We start from the raw sequence: 25,126 nt of genomic DNA, 5'->3' as shown, positions 1-25,126 counted from the left end.
ATCGTAACGTGTATTTAGTGCTATAATGTAGGCATACTTTGAAACAATAAATTGATAATTCAATGGGGTCTTCGTATCCTAGGAGGGTTTTATAAATAATGACACGCTATCATTTTACCGGTATTAAAGGTTCAGGCATGAGTTCCCTGGCGCAAATTCTATTTGATGCAGGAGAGCAAGTTCAAGGTTCAGACTATGAAACATACTATTTTACGGAGCAGCCATTACGTGACCGAGGAATAGAAATTTTAAATTTTGATGAAAACAATATTAAAGAAGGTTTAACAGTTATCGCAGGGAATGCGTTTAATGATGATCATCCAGAATTAGTGCGTGCACGCGAGTTAGGTGTTGAAGTCATTCGCTATCATAAGTTTTTAGGTGAATACAGCAATCGCTATACGTCAATTGCCATTACAGGTGCACATGGTAAAACGTCTACGACCGGCTTAATGAGTCATGTTGTAGGCGGTTATATGCCGACATCATATTTAATCGGTGACGGTACCGGTTCAGGTAAAAAAGATGCTTCATATTTTGTAATGGAAGCATGCGAATATCGACGCCATTTTTTAGCGTATCATCCGGATTATGCAATCATGACGAATATCGATTTCGATCATCCTGATTATTTCACGAGCATTGAAGATGTATACGATGCATTCCAACAGCTGGCTTTACAAGTAAATAAAGCAATCATTGCTTGCGGGGATGATGAACAGCTTCAGAAAATTCAAGCCAATGTGCCAGTAGTCTACTACGGTTTTGATCCTGCCAATGATTTTTCAGCGCGTAATATCGTAAAAACATCAGAAGGTACGGAATTTGATGTTTATGTACGTAATGAGTTTTACAGTAAATTCTTTATCCCGTTATTCGGTGACCATACGATTTTAAACTCGTTGGCAGTAATTTCACTGTGCCATTATGAAGGGGTTCCGGCAAAGCTGATTCAAGAACGCCTTAATACTTATGGCGGTGTAAAACGTCGCTTTACTGAAACAAAAGTGGGCAATGCGATTTTAGTGGATGATTATGCTCACCATCCGACAGAAATTGCGGCAACTTTGCAATCAGCGCGCCAAAAATATCCTGATCGTGAAGTTGTAGCGGTATTCCAGCCCCATACGTTTACTCGAACTAAAGCATTTTTACAAAACTTTGCGGATAGTTTGAGCGGTGCCGACGCAACCTACTTATGCGATATTTTTGGTTCGGCACGCGAAAAACAGGGAGAACTTTCGATTCATGATTTAGCAAACTTAATCGATGGCTGTACTGTGTTAACAATCGAAACAGTTGATCAACTTAAAAAACATGAAAATGCCGTATACCTGTTTATGGGAGCGGGAGATGTTCATAAATATCAAGATGCCTTTGAAGCAATTTTGAATTAATTGAAAAACGGCTTAACCTAAAATAAAAAGGATAAGCTGTTTTTCCATACATATAGTGAACTTCAATTAGTACGGTTTTCTTCAATTCCTGCTGATTGGGGAACACTACCTAAACATATTACATCCTGTGATAATTGGACTTGCAGGATAAATGATAGAACTTCTATTCATAAAGGGTTTTATTCATCAATAGATTGGGGAATATGAAAGCATGGACAAAATAGCCTTTCATCTTTAGTGAATAAATAAATAACAAATTAACAATATTCACGCAGGAAAAGCTAGTATTTCTAGATGGGTTTACGGAAAAAATGCTTTTCTAGGAAAAGGATTGTCGCAATTTTTGTCGAATGTAATAAATGGAACTAGATAGAGGAGGTTATATTTGATGGAAGTATTACTTTATATTGCGGCATTAGTGGCTGCAATCGGATTTTTAGTCCTATGTGTAAGTATTGGTATGACATTGTTTTCTGTAAAGAATACATTAAATTCAATTGCGGGAACAGTCGCCGGTATCGAAGGACAAATGGAAGGCATTACACGTGAGACGACAAGCCTGCTTACAAAAACAAATGCATTGGCAGATGATATTTCAGATAAATCGGAGAAGTTAAATTCAGTGATGCATGCTGTAAAAGGTGTTGGGGATTCTGTGAATAATTTGAATTCATCAGTTCAACGTATTACAACATCGATTTCAACAGAAGTGCATAAAAACGAAGATAAGATTGCGCAAGTTGTCCAGTGGAGTAATGTAGCGATGGGGATTGCAGACCAATGGCGTCAGCGCAAGCCGATTAATGAAGAAGATATTATTTATACGAGTACTAAAACAAATGAAACACCACCAAATTTAGGCCAGAAGTCGAAGTTTGGTTTCCTAAAACGTAAGTAAAAGGGTAAAGAACATTCAATAACAAGGGGGAATTTTTAAAATGGAAGAAAAACGCGTAAACTATGATTATAACCGATTAAATGATTCGATTTATGATGATGAAAAAATTCATGTTAAGGATTTTGTTATCGGAGCATTGGTAGGCGGCATAGTTGGTGTAGCGACAGCTTTATTACTTACACCGAAGACAGGCAGTGAAATGCGTAATGATGTTGCGGTACAAGCTGTCACATTGAAAGATAAGAGCATTGAGCTTTCCGGCACTGCAAAAGAGAAGACAGCACAGCTTTCGACGCAGTTAAAAGAACAATCATCTTCAATTGTTGAAAAAGTTAAAGCGAAAACAGCGAAACAACCACCAGTTATGGATGATGGAACAGCTTCATCTGAAGGTGAAGAGCCATTACCATTGGATAAAATGGTCGATGAAGAAGTACTTGCTGCTGAATCTCCGGATCCGGATAGTGTAAATACAGACCCGGATATCGCACCAAACTCAACACGCCATACAGATGTACAATAAGAACAACGGCTCCCAAAAAGTATTGGGAGCCGTTTTTTTATTCAACAACCTGTTGATCGTTAAGCTGAATTTCAAGTTGGTCGCCACCGAATATTTCAGCATCAAATGAAGAAGCCTGTCCATTACGTAAAATCGTAAATGACCCTTTAAATGATGCAGGAAGCTGCCAGTTTGAAAAACGAAAGACATCCTGATAAATCCATTTGCCTGTATCTTTTGCGATAATATTAATTGTCGCCCCATTTGGAACTGTTGCTTCACTTTGCACTACTTGACCGTTTACCGAGAACTCTCGTGCAACTTTTACAAGCTCGACTTGTTCATGCTGGAACGTTACAATCGCCTTTTCTTCCAATAACAAATTCAAATGTGCTGCAATTTGTTCAGCTGTCGGTAAATGGCGCTCTTCGAATGTAATGATGTCCCCATTTTGAATAGGGTAATGCAGTTTTCCCGGCTTTCCGTTAATAAAAAGCTGTGATGAAAAATCAGGGAAGGATACAGGTTTCCCGTCAATCTGAACAAAATATGATTGGAACTGTTGCATACAGATGGATTGGTGCAATGATTTCAATACATCTTCAGCCGTTTCGACTGTTTCTACGACAATTACGTCCCGATCCTGTAAAGGAGTATCCAGTTTTACAATTTTCCCGTTTACAAAAACTTTCGGTTCAACATTGTATTGCTTATCTTGGATCGTCACATTTTTTACGGAAGCGTGGTCAATAATGTCCTCTATAGTAACGGATGCGGCTTTCCCATCTCTTCCTGGCATCAGCTCAATTCGGTCTCCATTTTTAATAAGGGACTTAATCGAGGCATTTTTACCATTCAGTATAATCTGTGCGGGCTGTCCATGCTCACCTGGCACGAAAACGTTTTGCCCGTTCACTGTAACCGACAAACCGTGTCCTGGTTTTCCGTACAATTGTTTTGCTCTGACGTTCGCAGCCAAAAAGGCATCCCCGACAGTCATTTCCTTCAACTCAAATAATCGTACTATTTGTTCGTTGACTTGAATTGACATGTAATGGATCGGTGATTTTTGTGCGGCGATCGCAATACCGATCGGTGTCACAAGTTCAGGCGTTGCGGCAATATGCTGTGCACGTGTTAAATTCTGAATAGCACTCACATCACGGACAGCTACACGGTTGGACGGCAAATTTAATGTTTTCCCGATTTCTTCCGGCAAGCGGGGTGTTAAACTCCCGCCACCAACTAACATGACCGCTTTTGGAGGCGTGTTATTGTTTAGCCGTAATATTTCTTCTCCAATGGAGTTAGCCAAATTTTCAATGGCAGGGTATATTGCTTGGATCACTTCTTCCCGCGGGAAATATTCGTCAAATCCTAAAATATCCTGAATGAGAATTTCCTCGCTCGTATGCAATTGACGCTTTGCCATTTCAGCGACCGGAAAGTCCAGTAAATAATGGTCACTTAAGCTTTCGGTAATTTCATCACCTGCAGTCGGCACCATTCCGTAAGCTACAACCGTACCTTTGTCTGTAATGGCAATATCCGAAGTTCCGGCCCCAATATCAACAAGTGCAACATTCAAACGGCGCATCGACGGAGGAATAAGTACATTGATTGCGGCAATCGGTTCCAACGTGAGGGCTTCCATCTCCAGATTGGCACGTTTTAATGCGGCAAGCAGTGATTCCACGACAACGCGCGGCAGGAAAGTGGCAATCACTTCGACGGATGCTTCATCGCCTTGCTGATCGAGGAGGCTGCCAATTTCTTCTCCGTCCAAACGGAAATATAAAACCGAATAGCCTACACAGTAATAATGATTATTTTTTGTATCTTCCTTATGGAGCAATAATTGCTGCTGCGCCTGTTGAACGGCTTGCAGTTCCAGACGGTTAATATCTTCTTCCGTAAAGATCGGTCGGTTTTTAATAGATATGGAAACACTGGCCTGTTCGGTTTTCAAGGCACGTCCGGCTGCTGCTACACTCACTTTCTCCAAAGGACCGTGAGTATCTTCCAATTCAGTCTTAATCTCCTGTATAAGCTCCGCTACATACAGGACGTTATGTATTTGGCCATCAACCATTGCACGCTCTTTATGCTCTTTTACTAAAATATCGGCGACATGGTAAGTGTCTGCATGCTGTTCTAAAATAATGCCGACAACGGAGCGTGTTCCGATATCAAGTGCGAACAATTTGTTTGCCATATGAAAACGCTTCCTTTCTATTACTATCACAATATACTTTAGCGAGTTGAAGCGCTAAATTAAAAATGCGTGACATTCTACAATAGTTTGATTATAATAAGATTATTACTTAAAAATGTATCATACTTTTTATTTAACTGAAAGTGCCGGATACGCAAAGAAGAGGGGTAGAGGAATATGCATCAACAAGATTTAGAAAGCTTACGTAGCCAGATTGACAGCTTGAACTTAGAAATTTTACGTTTAATAAATGAACGTGCATCAGTAGTAGAAGAAATTGGTAAGATTAAAGAGAAGCAAGGTGTCAATCGCTATGATCCACTACGCGAGCGTCATATGCTTGACTTAATTAAAGAAAACAACAATGGTCCGTTAAATCAAATGACGGTTGATTATATTTTTAAACAAATCTTCAAAACAGCGCTTAAACAATTGGAAGCAGAAAAGAAAAAGGAATTACTCGTTTCACGTAAAGAAAAGTCAGAAGATACTGTCATTAATGTGAATGGTGAATTGATCGGTAAAGGTGCTCCTTCTTTCGTATTTGGACCATGTGCGGTTGAATCATATGAACAGGTTGCTGCAGTAGCTGCGACAATCCAGGAAAAAGGATTAAAATTAATCCGCGGTGGTGCATACAAACCACGTACATCTCCGTATGATTTCCAAGGCTTAGGTCTGGATGGTCTGAAAATTCTTAAAGATGTTTCTAAAGAATACGGTTTAGGTGTCATCACAGAAATCGTAACACCTGCTGATTTAGACCATGCATTGGATTACATTGATGTGATTCAAATCGGTGCCCGTAATATGCAAAACTTTGAACTATTAAAAGCGGCTGGATCAACGAATAAGCCTGTCTTATTAAAACGCGGTTTAGCAGCGACAATTGATGAGTTCATCCATGCGGCTGAATACATCATGTCAAAAGGTAATGAAAACATTATTTTATGTGAACGCGGTATTCGCACATACGAAAAAGCAACTCGTAACACATTGGATATTTCGGCAGTTCCGATTTTAAAACAAGAAACACATTTACCGGTAATGGTAGACGTGACGCACTCTACAGGTCGTCGTGATTTATTGCTGCCATGTTCAAAAGCGGCAATCGCTATCGGAGCAGACGGTGTCATGGCGGAAGTGCATCCAGATCCATCAATCGCATTATCGGATCAGCAGCAGCAAATGGATATCCCGACATTCAATGCTTACTACGATGAACTTTTAAAATTCATGAAACAATACGAAGTGTCAAAATAATCATTAACAAGCCCATGTTGAGTCATTTCAACATGGGCCTTTATGTATTTCTGCGTGCTTTAATTTGACGAATGCAGCACAGTAAATTACAATTTTTTCTAAATACCTTATATAAGGAGGAACGGCATAGTGCAAAAAATTGCGTTGATCACAGGGGCTGCACAAGGAATAGGTTTTGAAATTGCGAAAGAACTTTCAAATAGTGGAATGAAAGTTATCATTTCCGATAAAAATGAAGAAAGTTTGAAAGAAGCCGTTACTGAAAGACCGGATTTGGAGTATCTATTATGTGATGTCAGCGATGAAGACCAAATTAAAGAAACGATCGATACAGTTATTTCGCAGTTTGGTGCACTACATATCATGATCAACAATGCAGGTTTTCAGCATGTATCCATGATAGAGGAATTTGATACGGAAATTTTTGAATTGATGCAGAAAGTAATGGTTATCGGGCCTTTTATTTTTATGAAGTATGTGTTACCTATTATGAAAAAGCAAAATTTCGGCAGAATAATTAATATCGCTTCCATTAACGGTTTGGTCGGTTTTGCAGGGAAAGCGGGATATAATACCGCTAAACATGGTGTGATTGGGTTAACTAAAGTAGCGGCACTTGAAACGGCTGCAAACGGGATAACCGTGAATGCAATTTGTCCTGGCTATGTCGATACAAAATTAGTAAGAAATCAATTTCACGATTTAGCGAAAACCAGAAACATACCGGTTGAAGATGTATTGGAACAAGTACTCTATCCTTTAGTACCGCAAAAGCGGCTCATTGATGTTTCCGAAATTGCAGCATTGGTCATTTATTTATGCGGTGATGCAGCAAAAGGAATGACAGGACAGGCAGTAGTATTGGATGGAGGCTACACTGTTCAATAAAAAAATAGCAGATTTAAACAAGTGCTATCGTTTTGATAGCACACTTTTTGAATAATTTAAGACAATTGCTGAAAAAACCAGGTATTCACTAGGTTTTAGATTGAAAATAGAAATGAAAATATTATATGATGAAGCTATACATAACAATTAGTTCAACTAGTCGTTTATAAAAAAATGGATCACTATGATTAAAGGGGGAGAAACTTTTGACTGTCACAATTTATGATGTTGCACGTGAGGCGAATGTATCAATGGCAACCGTATCTCGCGTAGTAAATGGAAATCAAAATGTTAAGCCTGCAACAAGAAAAAAAGTGTTGGAAGTGATTGAGCGTCTTGAATATCGTCCAAATGCAGTAGCACGTGGCTTAGCAAGCAAAAAAACAACATCAGTAGGAGTCATCATCCCTGATATTTCGAATAATTTAAATGCTGAGCTTGCACGAGGCATTGAAGATATTGCGACAATGTACCGCTACAATATTATTTTAGCAAATTCAGATCAAAACGAAGAAAAAGAGTTGTCTTTACTTGATACGATGCTAGGAAAGCAAGTTGACGGTATTGTGATGATGAGTGAAGAGGTAACTGAAAATATTCAACGCGCGGTGGAGGCATGTCCAGTACCGATTGTATTGGCGGGTTCTATCAGTTCAACTGAAAAAGTAGCTTCTGTAAACATTGACTATTATAATGCAGCATTTGAAGCTGTAGAAACACTAATTGATAATGGACATACGAGAATTGCATTTGTCTCAGGTCCTTTGCAGTATACAGTGAATGGTCAGCATAAACTTGCAGCCTATAAAGATGCGCTTGAAAAAGCAAATATTGAAATAGATGATGCTTTAATTGTTGCCGGAGATGGCTCTTATGATGACGGGTTGGAAAGCTGGGAGAATTTAAGTGAACTGCAGCAGCCGCCTACAGCCATTTTTGTCGGGAATGATGAGCTTGCAATTGGACTGGTACATGGTATTCAAGATAGCGGAAAAAATGTACCGAATGATGTTGAAATCATTAGCTTCGAAAATTCAAAACTAGCGCGCATGGTACGACCTAGACTTACAAGTGTTGTATTGCCTTTATACGATATTGGAGCAGTCGCGATGCGCTTATTAACGAAGTATATGAACAAAGAGGAAGTTGAACAGCAACATGTCATCTTGCCTCACCGTATAGAAAAGCGCGGTTCGAGTAAATAGCAGAAGCGCCTGTCAACAGCTGACAGGCGCTTTTATTATATCTTTATAATGTTGTCAGTTCTTTATAACAAAAATTACGAACGATTTTTTTCCGTACGAATAATATGTAGTGCTTTTTCAAGCATTCGTGCATTTTTTTCCTCAATTTCTGCTTTACGCGGAATAGGATCATACAAAGGGTGTGGATCATTCCAAGTCGGGATTAGCGGAACAGGTGATTCCGGTTGCCATTTATCAAGCCATTGCTGAGGTAACGGTCCAGTCGGAGCAGGCTGATCGGTCATTTCCGTCCAAATATGTGACCAAGCCCGCGGGACGACCCTCCAAATATCATAGCCGCCGCCACCAACTGCAATCCATCGACCATCACAGTATTCATGTGCCAATTTATGCGCAAGCTTCGGTATTTCTTTATAAATGTTCATTGTCCCGTATAAATGTGTGAGCGGGTCAAAATAATGGGCATCTGCACCATTTTGTGTCAGTACGACATCCGGTTTGAAAAATTCAAAAACTTCCCGCATTGACTGTTCATAGATTTCCAGGAAGCTCTCATCTTCCGTAAACGCATCAATCGGAAAGTTAAAAGAAGTCCCGTACCCTTCACCATTCCCGCGCTCTGTTATATTGCCTGTACCCGGAAACAAATAGCGTCCTGTCTCATGGATCGATAATGTACATACATTCGGGTCGTCATAAAAGGACCATTGGACGCCATCACCGTGATGGGCATCAGTATCTACATATAAAACCCGCAGCCCGTACTTTTCCTGAATATATTTAATCGCTACACTGCTGTCATTGTAAATGCAAAACCCGGATGCTTTACCACGGAAACCGTGATGAAGTCCGCCGCCTAAATTTAATGCGTGCTGTGATTTACCTTGCAGTACCTGATCGACCGCCTGTAAAGTACCGCCGACCAGCAGTGCGCTTGCTTCATGCATATTTTTGAAAATCGGTGTATCCTCTGTTCCTATACCATATGGTTCCCCTTGCTGCGCAGATAACTCGCCATGACCTGCTTTTTTTACGATTTCAATATACTGCATGTCGTGGGCCAGCGCAATTTCTTCATCAGTTGCAATACGAGCAGGGACGATATCCTCATCCTGAAGGGCACCTATACTTTTCAGTAAATCAATTGTTAAGTGTAATCGCTTATGGTTAAACGGGTGTGTGTCCGAAAATTTGTAAGTGAGTTGTTCTGGAGAATAAATAAATACAGCTTTTTTCATAATGTAACGCCAGGCAAGTTTGGCCACAATACATCGTATCCTTGCTTTCGCAACTCTTCAATAATATGCAGCGGATTGATTACTTGCAGACGGACACTTACAATTCGGGACTTCACATTTTCACCATCAGGATATACGAGAACACTTAGTACATTTGCTTTGTTTTCATGGAATACTTTCGTAATCTCAAAAAGCATGCCGGGTTTGTCATTTACCCGAATATCAATTTTAGAACCGGGTTTATGTGCGCCTGTTAATTCGATGTAAGTATATAGTAAATCTGTCGTCGTTACGATGCCGATCAGTTTTCCGGCAGTAACAATAGGTAAACAGCTGATTTTAGCATCATAAAAAGTCATGGCCACTTCCTCAACGAAGTCTAACGGATGGCCGACAATCGGATTTTTGACCATAATTTTCTCAATTGGAGCATCATAAATCGTAGAGTCAGGCTCTTCGCGCAACCGGGAAGGCAAAGCATTTTTCAAGTCATGGTCTGTAATGATTCCTACAACCAGTTTCTCTTCGTTAACAATTGGCACATGGCGAATATTTTTATCCCGCATAAGACGCACAGCATCACGCACTGTGTTTTCGGGCAGGAGTGTATGTATTTCTCTTTGCATAATCTCTTCGACGATCATAGTTCATTCCCCTTTGTGATAAGAATTAATACATGAAACGATTTCTAAAGCGAAGTCTGTCAAATCTCTCCAATGTCTCATTACCCACACGTGCCCCTACACGCGCCATTAGACAGTTGGCAGGATGGGAAGTAATTTCAGGGTCATCAGTTGCATAATACTCGAAATTGACGGAAGTCATCATTCTCTCCATCATATTCCTATATTCCCAAACAGATAAACCGGTTCCTTTTAAATCCCAATGCCAGTAATATTCCGTTGTAATCACTAAATAATCTTCCATCGCATCATCCATAAATGATACTTCCAATAATTTTTTGCCTGCGCCGGATCCTCTAAAAGCAGGAATGACTTCAATGGCGCCAAGCTCAATCATATTCGGAATCCGATCTTCAGACCACCGTTCCAACGGATCTGGATAGAGATACGTGACATAGCCGACAACAATGTTATCCTGTCGAATGACAATAATGCGCCCTTCCTCCAGCTTGGCAATCCCGACAAGTGCTTCATGCTGCTGATGAGAAGGTCTAAAAGCTTTCAAATCTTCATGTAATGTGTAGGCAGCTAGTTTTTCGGAAGAAACAGGTCCTTCTACTAAAACATTACCATTCTTCGTTTTGAATTCAAGACGATAATAATTTTTCACATGAATCATATTCACACCACCTGCTTTTAATACATCTATTATACTCTATTTCATGCGAAAATACGCTTAAATTCGCGAGATGTAACTAAATTGATTGAAAGTTTTAAATATTTTGCCTATTATAGTATTTTTATTGTAAAATGATTGTAGTTTTTAATGAAAGGGGATTTTTCATGGGGATGAAAACAATGGAAAAGCTTGCAGTTCTTCCAGGGGAACATAATTTAAAAAATTATGAGGAAACAGCTGCAAATCATGATTGGCAACAGAGTGAAACAGCATTTTCTTGGTTTGAAACGGGGAAAGTCAATATTGCATATGAAGCAATAGACCGGCATGCAACAACACACCGCAAAAACAAAGTCGCTCTTTATTATAGTGACGGGAACCGAAAAGAAGCCTATTCTTTTTATGATATGAAGCGTCATACGAATAAAGCAGCGAATGTGTTGAAGGAAAAGGCGGACTTAAAAAAAGGGGACCGTATTTTTATTTTTATGCCACGCACACCGGAGCTATATTTCAGCTTAATTGGTGCATTGAAAATCGGCGCGATTGTTGGACCATTATTTGAAGCATTTATGGAAGGTGCCGTATATGACCGCTTAATGGATAGTGAGGCGACCGCAATCATTACAACGCCGGCACTGGTGAGCAGAGTACCGCTTGAAAAGCTGCCGCATTTAAAGACGGTTTTTGTAGTCGGCGAAAATATTGAAGAAACTGACAAAATTTTAGATTTTAATAAATACTTTGCAGAGGCATCTCAGGATTTTGACATTGAATGGGTCGATAAGGAAGATGGCTCCCTTTTGCATTATACTTCCGGATCAACGGGTGCTCCAAAAGGGGTATTGCAGGTCCATTATGCAATGGTTCAGCAATACCAGACTGCACAGTGGGTACTGGATTTAAAAGAGGATGACATTTACTGGTGCACAGCCGATCCGGGTTGGGTGACAGGGACAGCTTACGGGATTTTCGGTCCATGGTTAAATGGTGTGACGAATGTAGTCATCGGAGGTCGCTTCAGTCCGCAAGCCTGGTATGGAGCAATTGAGGACTATGGTGTCACAGTGTGGTATAGTGCGCCAACTGCATTTCGAATGTTGATGGGAGCAGGTCCGAACATTATCGGTAAATATAATCTTTCTACACTTCGTCACGTTTTATCGGTTGGTGAACCATTAAACCCGGAAGTAGTGAAATGGGGAATGGAGATTTTAAATCATCGTATCCACGATACATGGTGGATGACCGAAACGGGGGGCCATATGATCTGCAACTACCCATCGATGGATATTAAGCCAGGCTCAATGGGCAAACCTGTGCCGGGAATTTATGCAACGATTGTAGATGATCAAGGCAATGAAGTACCGCCTTATACGATGGGGAATTTGGCTATCAAAAAAGGGTGGCCGGCGATGATGCGGCAAATTTGGGGGAATCCCGAACGCTATGAATCTTATTTCTTAAAAGGAGAATGGTATGTTTCAGGAGATTCTGCATTTAAGGATGAGGAAGGTTATTTCTGGTTCCAAGGTCGAGTAGACGATGTTATTATGACGGCTGGAGAACGAGTTGGACCATTTGAAGTGGAAAGTAAACTGCTTGAACATCCTGATGTAGTGGAAGCAGGTGTAATTGGTAAACCAGACCCGGTGCGCGGTGAAATTATAAAGGCATTTATTTCATTACGTGAAGGGGTAGAGCCTAGTGAAACGCTTGAAGCGAATATTCGGGACTTTGTAAAAACAGGATTATCTGCCCATTCAGCACCACGGGAAATTGAATTCAGAGATAAGTTGCCGAAAACTCGAAGCGGGAAAATTATGCGCCGCGTGTTAAAAGCGTGGGAACTCGATTTACCGGCAGGCGACTTATCAACAATGGAAGATTAACTTTATATGCCAGTACTTCTTAAATCGGGGCGCTTACATATGTAGGCGCCTTTTGCATTATTATTTAACGATAATTTAGAATAATCTACAATTATATAAAAATACAGTTGACTAAATAAATATACATACTTATACTTATTTTTATCATTTAAAATTCGTAAAAATTTTTTCGGCTATATAAAAATGACGAGGTGACAACATGAAAGCAGGTATTATTGGTGCAACAGGGTACGGCGGATTAGAACTACTACGGTTTTTGCATAATCATAAAGAAGTGGAGGAAATTGGATTATTTACATCCTCTGATGAAGGAACTCAATTTTCGGATAAATTTCCACATTTAACGGATATTTATAATCAGCCATTACTTAAATTGGACGATGATGCATTGGCGGAATACGATATTGTATTTGCAAGTACACCGTCTGGAGTATCAAGTACGATTTTCCCTTCTTTAGTTGAACGGGGACCAAAATTAATCGATTTATCCGGGGACTTCCGGCTGAAAAATTTAGCAAGCTATGAAACTTGGTATAAAAAAAATCCGGCTCCACAGGAAGTAGTGGACCGAAGTGTATACGGATTAACAGAGTGGAATGAGCAGGCTATTGAAAAAGCCGATTTAATTGCCAACCCGGGCTGTTATCCAACGGCTGTTCTATTATCCATCTTGCCTCTTATAAAACATCGGTTAATTGATCCGAGCTTCTTGGTCATCGATGCGAAGAGCGGAATTTCAGGAGCAGGTAACAAACCTTCACAAACAACACATTTCAGTGAAGCAAATGAAAGTTTCTCGATTTATAAAATTAATGAACACCAGCACATTCCCGAAATCGAACAAGCGATTTCGATGTTTACCGATATCGACACAACAATTACGTTCAATACACACCTGGTCCCGATGACACGCGGTATTTTAGCAACTTCCTATGCACAAGTAACGGAAGGAGTAACCCAAAAACAATTAGTGGACTGTTTAACAGAAACCTATAAAAATCATCCATTTGTCCGTGTCATTCAAGAAACATCCTCAGTAGGAACAAACCGCGTAAAAGGTTCGAACTATTGCGACATATATGTGAAACTCGATGAAAGGACAAACCGGGCAACGATTATCGGTGTGATCGATAATTTAGTTAAAGGAGCAGCCGGCCAGGCGATCCAGAACATGAACGTACAATTCGGTCTCCCGCAGCAAACAGGCTTACAACTCGTTCCGTATTTTATTTAATTTATAAAGATGAGAAATAGACGAAAACCAAGTTGATTGGAATAGAGGGGAGGCGACTCCAGCGGGAATAGCGTGATGCCTGAGACTACAGGCTCAGGCCACGCCGCGGAAAGCGTCCGACCCGGAATGGAAATCAACCCGCATATTATGACGAGGACTTTAATTTAAGGGAGGGTCATTAGATGACTTCAACAATAGAGATGAAAAAATTATCAAGCAAAAATATCGTATCACCAAAAGGGTTTACTGCAGCAGGTGTTCATTGCGGACTTAAACATAAGAAAAAAGATTTAGCGATTCTAGTTAGTGAAGTACCAGCTAGCGTTGCCGGTGTATTTACGACAAATGCAGTCCAGGCAGCACCTTTAAAAGTAACAAAAGAAGTTGTATATGAAACGAAAAAAATGCAGGCGATCATCGTAAATTCAGGAAATGCCAATGCATGCACAGGAAAACAAGGTTTATTGGACGCATATGAAATGCAACTGCTTGCCGCACAAAAGCTTGGCATTGCATCCAATTTGGTAGGGGTAGCCTCTACGGGTGTCATCGGTGAAATCATGAAGATGGAGCCGGTTAAAAAAGGTGTGGAACTACTAAATCCCGATTCAAAGCTAGAAAGCGGAATTGATTTTTCACAGGCTATTTTAACGACAGATACAGTAATGAAAAATACAACTTATGCAACGATCATTGATGGCAAGGAAGTAATTGTTTCAGGAACAGCGAAAGGCTCTGGGATGATTGAACCAAATATGGCCACAATGCTCGGGTTTATTACAACAGATGCCAATATTGAATCAGAAGATCTGCAAAAAGCATTATCGAGTGTAACGGATTGCACATTCAACTCGATCACAGTTGATGGAGATACATCAACGAACGATACGGTTATTGTAATGGCTAACGGCTTAGCAGGAAATGAACCACTATCTCCTGCACATCCGGACTGGGAAAACTTTTACACAGCACTGCGTCTTGTAGCGGAAGATTTAGCAAAGTCAATTGCACGTGACGGAGAAGGCGCGACAAAGCTGATTGAAGTAGAAGTGGATGGAGCAGTTTCAGATGAAGAGGCACGTAAAATCGCTAAAACAGTAGTAGGTTCACCACTTGTGAAAACAGCAGTGTTTGGCTGTGATGCAAACTGGGGCCGTATTATTGCAGCAGTTGGCTATTCCGGAGCTGTGATCGACCCTGATAAAATCACAATCAAAATTGGTGGAGCTACAATGGTGGAAAATGGCGAACCAATTAAGTTTTCCGAAGAAGAACTCATCGGAATTTTAAAACAGCATGAAGTAAAAATATATGTGTCACTGGAAGTCGGCAATGGGCACGGATTTGCATGGGGGTGTGATTTGACTTATGACTACGTTCAAATCAACGCATCATACCGCTCGTAAAATGGTCATCAAGCTTGGCGGCAGCACATTAGAAGGTCTTAATGAGACCTTCTTTCGCAATTTTAAAGCATTGCAGGAACAAGGTATCCAACTCATCATTACACATGGCGGAGGGCCTGCAATTAACCGTGAATTAGCCGCGGCAGGAATCGAGTCACATACAATAAACGGACTGCGTGTAACGAGTGAAGAAATGATTGGTATTGTACAGTCAACTTTAATCGGAAAAGTAAATCCTTCACTTGTCCATGAGCTCCATACAGCAAATATTTCTGCCATTGGACTGAACGGGTTTGATGGCGGGTTGCTAGAGAGTGAATTTTTAGATAAAGAAATTTACGCATATGTAGGAGAAGTGAAGCATGTTAATATTAATATGTTAAATTCTTTGACGGAAGCTGGAATTGTACCTGTTATTGCCTGTATCGGTGCAACGAAGGATGGGCAGGCACTGAACATTAATGGCGATACAGTGGCAAGTGAAATTGCATTGGCTGTAGAGGCAGATTGTCTCCTGCTAGTGACGGATGTTGCCGGTATTCGCATACAGGATGAATACCAGACGGAAGTGACACCAGGCTTAATCGAACAATGGATTGGCGAAGGGCATATATACGGCGGGATGCTTCCGAAAGTGCAAGGCGCCCTTAATTGTTTGAAGGCAGGTATTCCTTCTGTTCAAATTGTTAATGAAACTTTAACCGGGACGACTATTTTAAGTGAGGAGCTAGTGAAATGAGTGCATTATTCCAAAATTACGCAAGAAGACCTTTTGCTATTGTCGAAGGAAAAGGAACAGAAGTATTTGATACGACAGGGAAAAGATATTTAGATTTTACGAGCGGCATTGCTGTTTGTAGTTTAGGGCATGCACATCCATCAATCGTTGAAGCTATTCAAAAACAAAGTCAAAAACTGTGGCATATTAGTAACTTATTTGAAAGTCCAGGACAGGAAAAACTTGCAGCATCACTAGTAAAAGATTTGCATTTATCCTATGCGTTTTTCTGTAACAGTGGTGCAGAAGCGAATGAAGCAGCTATTAAATTAGTACGTAAGCATACAGGGAAACATAAAATCATCGTGTTTGAACAGAGTTTTCACGGACGTACATTCGGTGCGATGAGCGCAACTGGACAAGATAAAGTACGTAAAGGCTTCGGTCCTTTAGTAAGTGAGTTTGTGACATTGCCGTTTAATGATGTTGAAGCATTAAAAGCGGCGGTTGATTCAGATACTGCTGCAATTATGCTGGAAATGATTCAAGGTGAAGGCGGAGTAAATCCCGTGACGGATGAATTCGCGCAAGCCATTCATGAAATTCAGCAATCATCGGATATTTTAGTCATTGTTGATGAAGTACAAACAGGTATCGGGCGTACAGGAACACGTTTTGCATATGAACAGACAGCTATCAAACCGGATATTGTGTCCATGGCAAAAGGTCTTGGCGGCGGTTTCCCGATTGGGGGAATCCTTGGGACAGAGAAGCTGTTTAACACATTTAATGCCGGTACACACGGCACGACATTCGGCGGAAATCCTTTAGGGGTTGCCGTTGCACAAACGGTTATCGATCAAATATTCAATGATGCCTTTTTGGAAAATGTAAAACAAAAATCGACGTACTTTATAAATAAACTGGAAGAAGCTTTTCCGGAAGATAAATATAAGGTTCAAGGTAAAGGATTAATGCTTGGTCTAAGCCTTGGCGGCGAAGATGTGGCACCTTATGTGGCCGCATTGGATAAAGCCGGTCTATTGACGGTTGCAGCCGGTCCGAAAGTAATCCGGTTATTACCTCCTTTAACAGTGAGCGAACAGGAAATTGATGAAGCAGTCAATTTACTAAAAGATGTATTAAGAGCGGAACAATTATCAATTTAATCGCATTAAAAAATCTCACCAACTTTGTTTCAAGTTGGTGAGATTTTTTTGTTTTTATTCTCCGGATGGTTCTGGTTCGACCGGATCAACGTCAACTTCAATCTCGTCCAGGTCTTCGACTACTTCTCCAGGTACAACATTTTCCTCTTCCTCCGGTTCCGGTGGTGCAGGTGGAGCAGTTTCAACCACTTCTCCTACTTCATTCGAATAGCCAGATTCCAATCCTGTAATATCGACTGCTACAACGATGTAGCGAACGCCTGGTGAAACAGACACCCGGTAACCTTCATAAGATTTTAATGAACGTACAAGCGATCTACCCTGGTCGGTAACGCTATATACGCGATAGCCAACAACATCATTCGATGGAGAGGCTGTCCATGATAGTGAGCCGTTTGCCAATGTTGCATAAACAGGCTGCGGCGGTGCACTGTCCGCAGAGAATGGAGCACCGGTTACAACACCTTTACCAGAACTGAATGACAGTAATTTTGAAGCGTCTCCACCGAGTCTGCCTAACATCCGGTCAACGAATGCCTGATTTAATCCAAAACCGCTCATTTGGACAAATTCAGTAGGTGTATTTGATAATGCGGCATAGGTATTTCCGTTAATTACGACAGATGTGGACGATACAAAGCTATCATCCGGCTGTGTCGGTAAAAATACATTTTTATTAAATAAATCGGAAGTAACTAAACCGGCATTAGAACATGAAGTTGAAGGTGCCAGTCCTGAAATACCGCAAAATGATCTTGTTACGACGCCTTCCGGTTTTTTGAATGTTTCTTTTGTACCGACTAATTCCGGGTTAATGTCATAAAGTGAATTTAAGTACTTTGCCCATAGTCTGTTTACACGCTGACTAGGGTGCTGGTAACGGTTATTAAATGCATAAAGGGTACGTTTCATTTCATAACCCATCCAGACACCTAACGATATGTTCGGGTTATATCCAACAAACCAAACATCGTTATGGTCCTGTGTTGTACCAGACTTGGCAGCGAAGTCAGATGAGAATTTCAACTGGCTCTTTGCTAATGTACCTGTTCCGCCCTGCTTCAGCACATCACGCAGCATATCTGTCATCATATATGCTGTTTCAGGTGCAAATACTTTCACAGGTTCTACTTTATGTTCGTAGATAATATTGCCGTCCAGATCTTCAATGCGGTCAATCATATAGGCATCGATAAATTGCCCGCTATTGGCAAATGTTGCATAGGCATTAGTATTTTCTTCAACTGAAGCACCAATATCCAAAGCTCCAAGAACTGTAGAAAGGTTTACATAGTCCTTCTTGTCTAGCTTGGAGAAGCCCATTTTTTCCAAATAGGTTGCCGGACTGCGGTCTAAAATTGAATCATATAAACGAAGAACGGCTAAGTTTTGTGATGAAGCAACTGCCTGGCGTGCCGGTATAATTCCTAATTCCTGATTCGGGTTATAGTTTACAGGGTCATAACCGTCAGATGGACGTACAAATTTCACATCGACAACAGGGCTTCCTGCTCCGATAACACCATAATCGAGTGCCGGTGCATAGGCAAGTAACGGTTTCATTGTTGAACCGTTTGAACGGAATGCATTTGTTGCGTGATTTACTTGTGTAATATTATGATCGCGTCCGCCGACGAAACTTAAAATGCGGCCCGTACTATTTTCAATCACGATACTTCCTGTTTGTACAGGAACATCCACTTCAATTTCTTCGCCTGTTTCAGGATCTTTTTCTTTTTTCTTGTATGTTTGCCCGTATAAAGTGAATTCTTCCGTCACTTTTTTCATGGCATCATACATATCTTTATTGATCGTTGAGTAAATTCGGTAACCGCCGGAACGTATTGTACGATCGGCCATTATCGTATACTTTTCTTTTAAGTTCTCTTCTTCTTTTAAACGGTCCGGATCAATACCGTCTTTTTCCGCAAGTATTTTCGCGAAAATCTCTTTTGAACGCAACTCAAGTTCAGCTGTTAACCAAGGATATTTTTCTTCCGGACGCATTTCATACCCTTTGAAGTCTTTCGTAACATCGTACGCAATGGCTTCGTTATATTCTTTCTCGGTAATATAGCCCGCTTCCTGCATACGGTAAAGAACCGTTTTCATACGGTCAATACCTGGCTGTATTCCTTCCGCACTTTTTTGCTCACCTTTATTTGTAAAAGGCGTGTAGGTGAAAGGTGCCTGGGGAATACCGGCAATATAGGCTGCCTGCGGTAAATTTAATTTAGATGCAGAAACACCGAAAATTCCTTGTGCAGCCGTCTCGATACCGGCAATATTACGACCTGAAGAATTTCGGCCATACGGGATAATATTTAAATATGCTTCGAGTATTTCTTCTTTTGTCATAAAATGTTCCAAACGATAAGCTAGTAAAATTTCCTTTGCTTTACGTTCATATGAAACTTCATTCGTTAATATTTGGTTTTTAATTAATTGCTGAGTAAGGGTAGAGCCACCTGTCTGTGTAGACGAGTTGGATACATCTTGAAGTAAACCACGTAATACAGCTTTTGGCACAATACCCGTATGCTCACGGAAATATTCATCCTCTGTAGCAAGAACAGCATTAATTAAGGATGGGGATATATTGGCAAGCGATGTTTCACGTCGGTCTAAATCTGTTCGAATCTTTCCTATGTAAATATCGTCCGCAAAATAAAGTTCACTTGTTTCTTCATAATTGAAAATTTGCTCACGCATTTCTTCTTTCGATCGCAAAGGTTCATCCTTTGTTAATGATGCGAAGTAACCTGCGCCTACACCTCCGACAAATAATAGTGTCGTGGCTATAAAAATAATCGCCAGCAATGTTAAATTCCAGAATACACCGCTGCCAATTCGGACATAGCGCAATCTTTCTGAAGAAGCAAGGATTTCGATTTTTTTATTCAATTTTTCGAGCCATTTTCTCACATCATCGACCTCCTAAAATCTTGTTTATTATAGCATATTTGAGATATAAACGAATATAAATATTGACATCAACCATTTTCTAGGTAGAATAGGAAATATAAATTTCAGGCAACGAAGAGTTTGCAGTAATAAATGTGTTCCCTGCATAGAGAGCTAGCGGTTGGTGAAAGCTAGACATAGCGCATTTATGAATTACGTACTTGGAGCCTGAACGGATCGTCACGTTATAGACGCTTAAAGTGGAAGAAAGAGTTTTAATTTTCTTCAAGCCGGGTGGTACCGCGTTAAATAAAAATTTAACGTCCCTGCATGCATTTGCGTGTAGGGACTTTTCTATTTTCCTTACAAGTAAATGACGCATCATGTAAAAGGAGAGAAAACAAATGACAAACGAATTACTGCAAGATTTGGAATGGCGCGGATTGTTATACCAGCAAACTGACGCAGAAGGTATGGAAAAGCTTTTAAACGAGGAAAAGGTTTCCCTATACGTAGGTGTTGACCCGACAGCAGACTCGATGCATATCGGACATATCGTGCCATTGCTTACGTTACGCCGTTTCCAAAAAACCGGCCATACTCCGATTTTATTAGTTGGTGGAGCGACGGGTACAGTAGGGGATCCATCTGGCCGTTCAGAAGAGCGCCAGTTACAGACGATGGACCAGATCGAAAAAAATGTGCAAGGACTTAAAAAGCAAATGGAGCGCTTATTCGACTTTTCGTCGGATGCGGCGAATAATGCTGTTCTTGTTAACAATAATGACTGGGTAGGTCCAATGTCATTAATCGATTTCCTTCGTGACTACGGGAAACTGATCAATGTCAACTACATCTTAAATAAAGATACCGTTGCATCACGCCTGGATTCAGGGATTTCGTTCACTGAATTTGCATACACATTAATCCAAGGTATCGACTTCAATCACCTATATGACCATCACAATGTTCGAATTCAAGTTGGCGGTTCGGATCAGTGGGGCAATATTACAACAGGCTTGGAAATGATTCGTAAAACGCATGATGAAAATGCGAAAGCGTTTGGTATTACAATTCCGCTAGTAACAAAAGCGGATGGTACAAAATTCGGTAAAACGGCGGGAGGCGCTGTATGGCTGGATGCTGCTAAAACATCACCATACGAGTTCTACCAGTTCTGGATCAATACGGCGGATGCCGATGTTGTGAAATACCTGAAAATCTTCACATTCCTGACACGTGAAGAGATTGAAGGTCTGGCAGTAAGTGTAGAAGAAGAGCCGCATTTACGTAAAGCTCAAAAAGCGCTGGCTGAAGAAATGACACGTCTAATCCATGGTGAAGAAGGTCTGGAAGCGGCAGAGCGTATTACAAAAGCATTATTCTCTGGTGATTTGAAAGCATTATCAGTAGAAGAAATGAAAGTAGCCTTTTCTGGTGTACCTTCTGTAGAAGTGGCAAAAGAGGATAAAAATATTGTGGAATTAATCGTGGAAGCTGGAATTTCTTCATCAAAACGCCAAGCACGTGAAGATGTTACGAATGGTGCAATCAGTGTGAACGGTGAAAAAATTACAGATCTTGAATATGTAATCGATTCGAAAGACCGTTTGGAGGATGCTTTTGCAATTATCCGTCGCGGTAAGAAAAAATACCATATGGTGAAATTTGCTTAATTAATTAAAACGTCTTGGGAACGAGTTTTCCAGGACGTTTTTTTAAAGGAATTTCATGTTTCATAAAGAACGTATAGGTTAGGGGTGAAAGTATTGATAAATAAATCGTATTTAGGGAAAATTATCATTTCAATTTTTGTTTTGCTGACTGTTTGCTTTTTTACTTTCATATTGCTATTTTTGGTTGCGTTTAGCGGCAATATTCATTATGTACCGTTAGTAATTTCCGCAGCGGTCATTTTATACATTGGCTATGTGCTTGTGATATTTGATGTTTTCTATAAAAATAGTAAACGTATAAAAATCTTTTGGGGGATCGCAGGAATCGTTTTAGTCGCAAGTTCGGTCCAACCTGTTTATAAATGGTTCGATGATCGAGTGCCTACTGTTGAAGCAGAAGTGGATATTTATCAATATGAACCGTTTACAGATAAAAATAGATTAGTTCAGTTGGATAAGAAACCGACGTTAAAGCTGGATGAACCTTTACCGAAAATCGATGGCGCAACGGCATTGTATCCATTGTATGCCGCCATTACAGAGCATATATATCCGGAAAAAGAATACAATCCGTACCAGAGTGAAGTAATGGTCAACCAGACGCATGAAGCATATACCAATCTGATTTTCGGAAATACAGACATGATATTTGCAGCGGGCCCATCCGATGCGCAAATTAATCAAGCCAAACAACGGGGGATTACACTTCATATGACGCCGATCGGAAAAGAGGCGTTTGTCTTTTTCGTCAACAGTAAAAATAACGTCAGTCGTTTATCGCTTGATCAGATTAAGGGAATCTATGCTGGCGAAATTACAAACTGGTCAGAAGTGGGCGGAAAAGATGATGCAATCCGGGCTTTCCAAAGACCTCAGGACAGCGGATCGCAAACGGCATTACAAAGGCTGATGGGGGATAGAACGTTAATGGAAGCCCCAACGGAGGATGTAGTGACAGGAATGGGCGGAATTATCAATGAAGTGTCTCAATATAAAAATTATAAAAATGCAATCGGCTATACTTTCCGCTACTATTCAAATGAAATGGTGAAAAATAAAGAAATCAAACTTTTGGAAATCGATGGAGTTGCACCGACAAGAGAAACGATTCGCAACGATACGTATCCGATTGCTTCCGAATTTTATATTGTGACAGCAGGCGAGCCGACGGGAAATGTTAAGAAAGTGGTGGATTGGGTGCTTTCGGAAGAAGGACAGGCGTTAGTGGAAAAGGCGGGCTATGTATCTCTTAAATCTGCCGATTAGTAAAAGATTGGTATGCTACTAAAGGAGCAATAACTTTGTATCACCTTAAAAGTATCAGTATAATAGAATGTATACATATTTTTAGGGGGATGTTATTTTGAGTGAGCAACTAACAGGTACAGTCGATGATCGACATGCCATCTTAAGCATTGCTGTTAAACCCCGAGATACTATTCGTTATGTGTTAACAACTAAAAAGTTATCTTATTTCATTTTCGTTGGTATTATCGGTGTGTTTGCTAGCAATTTAATCAGTTTTATCGGGAGTGAATTTACAGGGCAATATACATTGGGGGATATTGTTTATTCAACTTTTCTTTTTAGTCTAATACTGTATTTTCTTTCTACGGTCTTCTCGGCAGGCGTCTTGACACTATCAGCAAAAGCATTCGGTGGTATAGGAAAATTTAAAGAAATGTTCCGCATGATCAGTGTGACAATGATTCCTTATATTTGGATATTGCCGGTTCTGCTTTTCTGGATGCAGTTCGCACCACAGTCATTCTTTAAAATCTCCTATATGGAAACATCACTAGGTGATTTGATTCTGCAATTTGTTTGCGGGACACTGATTATTATCAGCAGTATTTGGACATATGTGATTACGGTGATAGGGATATCAGAAGTGCACCGCATTTCGAAATGGAAAGCATTTTTTGCTTCATTTATAGTAATTGCTGTACTGGGAGCAACATACTTTGTCTTTTAAATACGATATATAATTTCTTACGTATCAAAAAAATGCTGCCGCTATATAGCGTGCAGCTTTTTTTATTGCTGTTGAAATAGGCTTACAGTAATAGAAAGTCGATTATGTAGTAATGCAAAAATAGAAGGGTCACAGGGGGAAGTGACCCTAATGGCCTGAGAAGCAGCAATAAGTAGATGGTTTTATATCCGACTGGCTAATAATATTCTCGTAACTCGATATTATTAGTAAGCAAAAGTAGCGCCGACAATAATTAAAAGAATGAATAGAACAACGATTAGAACGAATGTTGAACTATTACCGCCGCTGTTACCACCGCCACCACAGCCGTAACCGCTGTAGCTTGGTTGATTTTGATAGCCTTCATATCCGTAACCCATTAAATTCACCCCCTTTCCTCGTTATCCTATTCATTGAAGAAAGATTGATCGGGGCGATTGAACAATTTTTAAAAAAAGTTTTGCCAAATTAATAAAAAAACCACCAAGCACCTGACGAAGAGGGCTTGGTGGTTTGTTTCGAATATATCTGAAGCTCGAAAGATTAACGAGAGTAGAACTCTACGATGAATTGTTCGTTGATTTCAGAAGATAATTCAGAGCGCTCTGGTAAACGTACGAAAGTACCTACTTTAGAGTCTGCATCGAATGATAAATATTCTGGTACGAAGCTGTTTACTTCGATTGATTCAGCAACAACTGAAAGGTTAGCTGATTTCTCACGTAAAGAGATCGTTTGACCTGGTTTTACTGAGTAAGATGGGATGTCAACGCGGTTACCATCAACTAAGATGTGACCGTGGTTAACTAATTGACGAGCTGCACGACGAGTGCGAGCTAAACCTAAACGGTAAACTAGGTTGTCAAGGCGAGTTTCAAGTAAGATCATGAAGTTTTCACCGTGAACACCTTGTAATTTACCAGCACGTAGGTAAGTGTTTTTGAATTGACGTTCAGTCATACCATACATATGACGTAATTTTTGCTTTTCAGTTAATTGTAGACCGTACTCTGATTTTTTACCACGAGAGTTCGGGCCGTGTTGACCTGGTGCGTAAGGGCGTTTTGCGATTTCTTTACCTGTGCCGCTTAATGAAATACCAAGACGACGAGATAGTTTCCAAGATGGACCTGTATAACGAGACATAATTGTGTCTCCTCCTTAAAATTGGTTTTTGTTGTAAAAGAAAAAACCAGTTGTACCCGACATTAAACGGTATTCTATTTTCATGTATCTTCGCCCAT

General features: G+C 40.3%; 21 protein-coding genes and 1 other annotated feature. Of the genes, 14 read left to right on the top strand and 7 right to left on the bottom strand.

Going from position 1 to position 25,126, the window contains the following annotated elements:
- Positions 1-98: 98 nt before the first annotated feature.
- The 3 genes from murC (at position 99) to MKX73_RS01460 (ending at position 2,818) form a co-directional block, all read left to right on the top strand.
- Complete coding sequence (gene murC, locus MKX73_RS01470) at positions 99-1,397, top strand: UDP-N-acetylmuramate--L-alanine ligase (RefSeq protein ID WP_340716010.1); 1,299 nt, start codon at positions 99-101, stop codon at positions 1,395-1,397.
- A gap of 388 nt (positions 1,398-1,785) precedes the next feature.
- Positions 1,786-2,295, top strand: a complete 510-nt coding sequence (locus tag MKX73_RS01465) for a DUF948 domain-containing protein (RefSeq protein WP_251686455.1) — start codon at positions 1,786-1,788, stop codon at positions 2,293-2,295.
- 40 nt (positions 2,296-2,335) lie between these two features.
- Positions 2,336-2,818 carry a YtxH domain-containing protein gene (locus MKX73_RS01460; RefSeq protein WP_340716009.1) on the top strand — a complete coding sequence of 161 codons (483 nt, stop codon included), beginning with the start codon at positions 2,336-2,338 and terminating at the stop codon, positions 2,816-2,818.
- 37 nt (positions 2,819-2,855) lie between these two features.
- Here the strand turns inward: MKX73_RS01460 and pilM are convergent, their stop codons facing one another.
- A complete protein-coding gene (gene pilM, locus MKX73_RS01455; protein ID WP_340716008.1) occupies positions 2,856-5,012 on the bottom strand; it encodes a pilus assembly protein PilM in 2,157 nt (718 codons plus the stop codon).
- A 177-nt stretch (positions 5,013-5,189) separates the two neighbouring features.
- Here pilM and MKX73_RS01450 point away from each other — a divergent pair, with 177 nt between their 5' ends.
- The 3 genes from MKX73_RS01450 to ccpA all read left to right on the top strand — a co-directional run bounded on the left by MKX73_RS01450 (position 5,190) and on the right by ccpA (position 8,368).
- A complete protein-coding gene (locus MKX73_RS01450) occupies positions 5,190-6,275 on the top strand; it encodes a bifunctional 3-deoxy-7-phosphoheptulonate synthase/chorismate mutase (protein WP_340716007.1) in 1,086 nt (361 codons plus the stop codon).
- A 126-nt stretch (positions 6,276-6,401) separates the two neighbouring features.
- Positions 6,402-7,163: a 3-hydroxybutyrate dehydrogenase gene (locus MKX73_RS01445; protein ID WP_340718827.1), complete on the top strand. Its 762-nt coding sequence runs from the start codon at positions 6,402-6,404 to the stop codon at positions 7,161-7,163.
- A 206-nt stretch (positions 7,164-7,369) separates the two neighbouring features.
- Complete coding sequence (gene ccpA, locus MKX73_RS01440) at positions 7,370-8,368, top strand: catabolite control protein A (RefSeq protein ID WP_340716006.1); 999 nt, start codon at positions 7,370-7,372, stop codon at positions 8,366-8,368.
- 74 nt (positions 8,369-8,442) lie between these two features.
- On the opposite strand, the gene MKX73_RS01435 is transcribed toward ccpA, so the two are convergent.
- The 3 genes from MKX73_RS01435 to MKX73_RS01425 are packed head-to-tail and all read right to left on the bottom strand — an operon-like array spanning position 8,443 to position 10,908.
- Entirely contained in the window at positions 8,443-9,606 is a 1,164-nt protein-coding gene (locus tag MKX73_RS01435) for an acetoin utilization protein AcuC (protein ID WP_340716005.1), read from the bottom strand.
- On the bottom strand, positions 9,603-10,250 hold the full coding sequence (locus MKX73_RS01430; protein ID WP_340716004.1) for an acetoin utilization AcuB family protein: 648 nt from the start codon (positions 10,248-10,250) through the stop codon (positions 9,603-9,605). The genes MKX73_RS01435 and MKX73_RS01430 overlap by 4 nt, the downstream gene beginning before the upstream one ends.
- A gap of 25 nt (positions 10,251-10,275) precedes the next feature.
- Positions 10,276-10,908: a GNAT family N-acetyltransferase gene (locus tag MKX73_RS01425; RefSeq protein WP_340716003.1), complete on the bottom strand. Its 633-nt coding sequence runs from the start codon at positions 10,906-10,908 to the stop codon at positions 10,276-10,278.
- A gap of 164 nt (positions 10,909-11,072) precedes the next feature.
- On the opposite strand from MKX73_RS01425, the gene acsA reads away from it, so the two are divergent.
- From acsA to MKX73_RS01400, 5 genes are all read left to right on the top strand, one after another.
- Positions 11,073-12,800 (top strand): acetate--CoA ligase, encoded by a 1,728-nt coding sequence (gene acsA / locus MKX73_RS01420; protein ID WP_445783300.1) that lies wholly within the window; start codon positions 11,073-11,075, stop codon positions 12,798-12,800.
- A gap of 199 nt (positions 12,801-12,999) precedes the next feature.
- Complete coding sequence (gene argC, locus MKX73_RS01415) at positions 13,000-14,034, top strand: N-acetyl-gamma-glutamyl-phosphate reductase (protein ID WP_340716002.1); 1,035 nt, start codon at positions 13,000-13,002, stop codon at positions 14,032-14,034.
- Between the two features lie 182 nt (positions 14,035-14,216).
- Positions 14,217-15,440: a bifunctional ornithine acetyltransferase/N-acetylglutamate synthase gene (gene argJ, locus MKX73_RS01410; protein ID WP_340716001.1), complete on the top strand. Its 1,224-nt coding sequence runs from the start codon at positions 14,217-14,219 to the stop codon at positions 15,438-15,440.
- The gene (gene argB / locus MKX73_RS01405) at positions 15,403-16,179 is read left to right on the top strand and encodes an acetylglutamate kinase (RefSeq protein WP_340716000.1); all 777 of its coding nucleotides are present in this window, start codon (positions 15,403-15,405) and stop codon (positions 16,177-16,179) included. Before argJ ends, argB begins: the two co-directional genes overlap by 38 nt.
- Positions 16,176-17,327, top strand: a complete 1,152-nt coding sequence (locus MKX73_RS01400; protein WP_340715999.1) for an acetylornithine transaminase — start codon at positions 16,176-16,178, stop codon at positions 17,325-17,327. Before argB ends, MKX73_RS01400 begins: the two co-directional genes overlap by 4 nt.
- A 54-nt stretch (positions 17,328-17,381) precedes the next feature.
- Here MKX73_RS01400 and MKX73_RS01395 read toward each other — a convergent pair whose 3' ends face one another.
- Positions 17,382-20,252, bottom strand: coding sequence for a transglycosylase domain-containing protein (locus MKX73_RS01395; protein WP_340715998.1), 2,871 nt, complete (start codon positions 20,250-20,252; stop codon positions 17,382-17,384).
- A gap of 102 nt (positions 20,253-20,354) precedes the next feature.
- Positions 20,355-20,562: a binding site (T-box leader), on the top strand.
- Between the two features lie 73 nt (positions 20,563-20,635).
- On the opposite strand from MKX73_RS01395, the gene tyrS reads away from it, so the two are divergent.
- From tyrS to MKX73_RS01380, 3 genes are all read left to right on the top strand, one after another.
- Positions 20,636-21,907, top strand: a complete 1,272-nt coding sequence (tyrS, locus tag MKX73_RS01390) for a tyrosine--tRNA ligase (protein ID WP_340715997.1) — start codon at positions 20,636-20,638, stop codon at positions 21,905-21,907.
- A gap of 93 nt (positions 21,908-22,000) precedes the next feature.
- A complete protein-coding gene (locus MKX73_RS01385; RefSeq protein WP_340715996.1) occupies positions 22,001-23,173 on the top strand; it encodes a PstS family phosphate ABC transporter substrate-binding protein in 1,173 nt (390 codons plus the stop codon).
- 97 nt (positions 23,174-23,270) lie between these two features.
- On the top strand, positions 23,271-23,882 hold the full coding sequence (locus MKX73_RS01380; protein ID WP_340715995.1) for a YIP1 family protein: 612 nt from the start codon (positions 23,271-23,273) through the stop codon (positions 23,880-23,882).
- A 224-nt stretch (positions 23,883-24,106) separates the two neighbouring features.
- Here the strand turns inward: MKX73_RS01380 and MKX73_RS01375 are convergent, their stop codons facing one another.
- Together MKX73_RS01375 and rpsD are read right to left on the bottom strand one after the other, a co-directional pair.
- Positions 24,107-24,262, bottom strand: coding sequence for a YjcZ family sporulation protein (locus MKX73_RS01375; protein WP_340715994.1), 156 nt, complete (start codon positions 24,260-24,262; stop codon positions 24,107-24,109).
- A gap of 163 nt (positions 24,263-24,425) precedes the next feature.
- A complete protein-coding gene (gene rpsD / locus MKX73_RS01370) occupies positions 24,426-25,028 on the bottom strand; it encodes a 30S ribosomal protein S4 (protein ID WP_008407801.1) in 603 nt (200 codons plus the stop codon).
- Between the last annotated feature and the right edge of the window lie 98 nt (positions 25,029-25,126).

Source organism: Solibacillus sp. FSL W7-1436 (assembly GCF_038007305.1).
GTDB lineage: Bacteria > Bacillota > Bacilli > Bacillales_A > Planococcaceae > Solibacillus.
This window is presented reverse-complemented; position numbering and strand designations above follow the sequence as displayed.

Coding starts and splice junctions, on each gene's coding strand:
- acsA (WP_445783300.1), top strand. CDS start 11,073: ATGGGGATGAAAACAATGGAAAAGCTTGCAGTTCTTCCAGGGGAACAT.
- MKX73_RS01400 (WP_340715999.1), top strand. CDS start 16,176: ATGAGTGCATTATTCCAAAATTACGCAAGAAGACCTTTTGCTATTGTC.
- tyrS (WP_340715997.1), top strand. CDS start 20,636: ATGACAAACGAATTACTGCAAGATTTGGAATGGCGCGGATTGTTATAC.
- pilM (WP_340716008.1), bottom strand. CDS start 5,012: ATGGCAAACAAATTGTTCGCACTTGATATCGGAACACGCTCCGTTGTC.
- rpsD (WP_008407801.1), bottom strand. CDS start 25,028: ATGTCTCGTTATACAGGTCCATCTTGGAAACTATCTCGTCGTCTTGGT.
- MKX73_RS01460 (WP_340716009.1), top strand. CDS start 2,336: ATGGAAGAAAAACGCGTAAACTATGATTATAACCGATTAAATGATTCG.
- murC (WP_340716010.1), top strand. CDS start 99: ATGACACGCTATCATTTTACCGGTATTAAAGGTTCAGGCATGAGTTCC.
- MKX73_RS01430 (WP_340716004.1), bottom strand. CDS start 10,250: ATGATCGTCGAAGAGATTATGCAAAGAGAAATACATACACTCCTGCCC.
- argB (WP_340716000.1), top strand. CDS start 15,403: ATGACTACGTTCAAATCAACGCATCATACCGCTCGTAAAATGGTCATC.
- MKX73_RS01375 (WP_340715994.1), bottom strand. CDS start 24,262: ATGGGTTACGGATATGAAGGCTATCAAAATCAACCAAGCTACAGCGGT.
- argJ (WP_340716001.1), top strand. CDS start 14,217: ATGACTTCAACAATAGAGATGAAAAAATTATCAAGCAAAAATATCGTA.
- MKX73_RS01450 (WP_340716007.1), top strand. CDS start 5,190: ATGCATCAACAAGATTTAGAAAGCTTACGTAGCCAGATTGACAGCTTG.
- MKX73_RS01435 (WP_340716005.1), bottom strand. CDS start 9,606: ATGAAAAAAGCTGTATTTATTTATTCTCCAGAACAACTCACTTACAAA.
- argC (WP_340716002.1), top strand. CDS start 13,000: ATGAAAGCAGGTATTATTGGTGCAACAGGGTACGGCGGATTAGAACTA.
- MKX73_RS01465 (WP_251686455.1), top strand. CDS start 1,786: ATGGAAGTATTACTTTATATTGCGGCATTAGTGGCTGCAATCGGATTT.
- MKX73_RS01425 (WP_340716003.1), bottom strand. CDS start 10,908: ATGATTCATGTGAAAAATTATTATCGTCTTGAATTCAAAACGAAGAAT.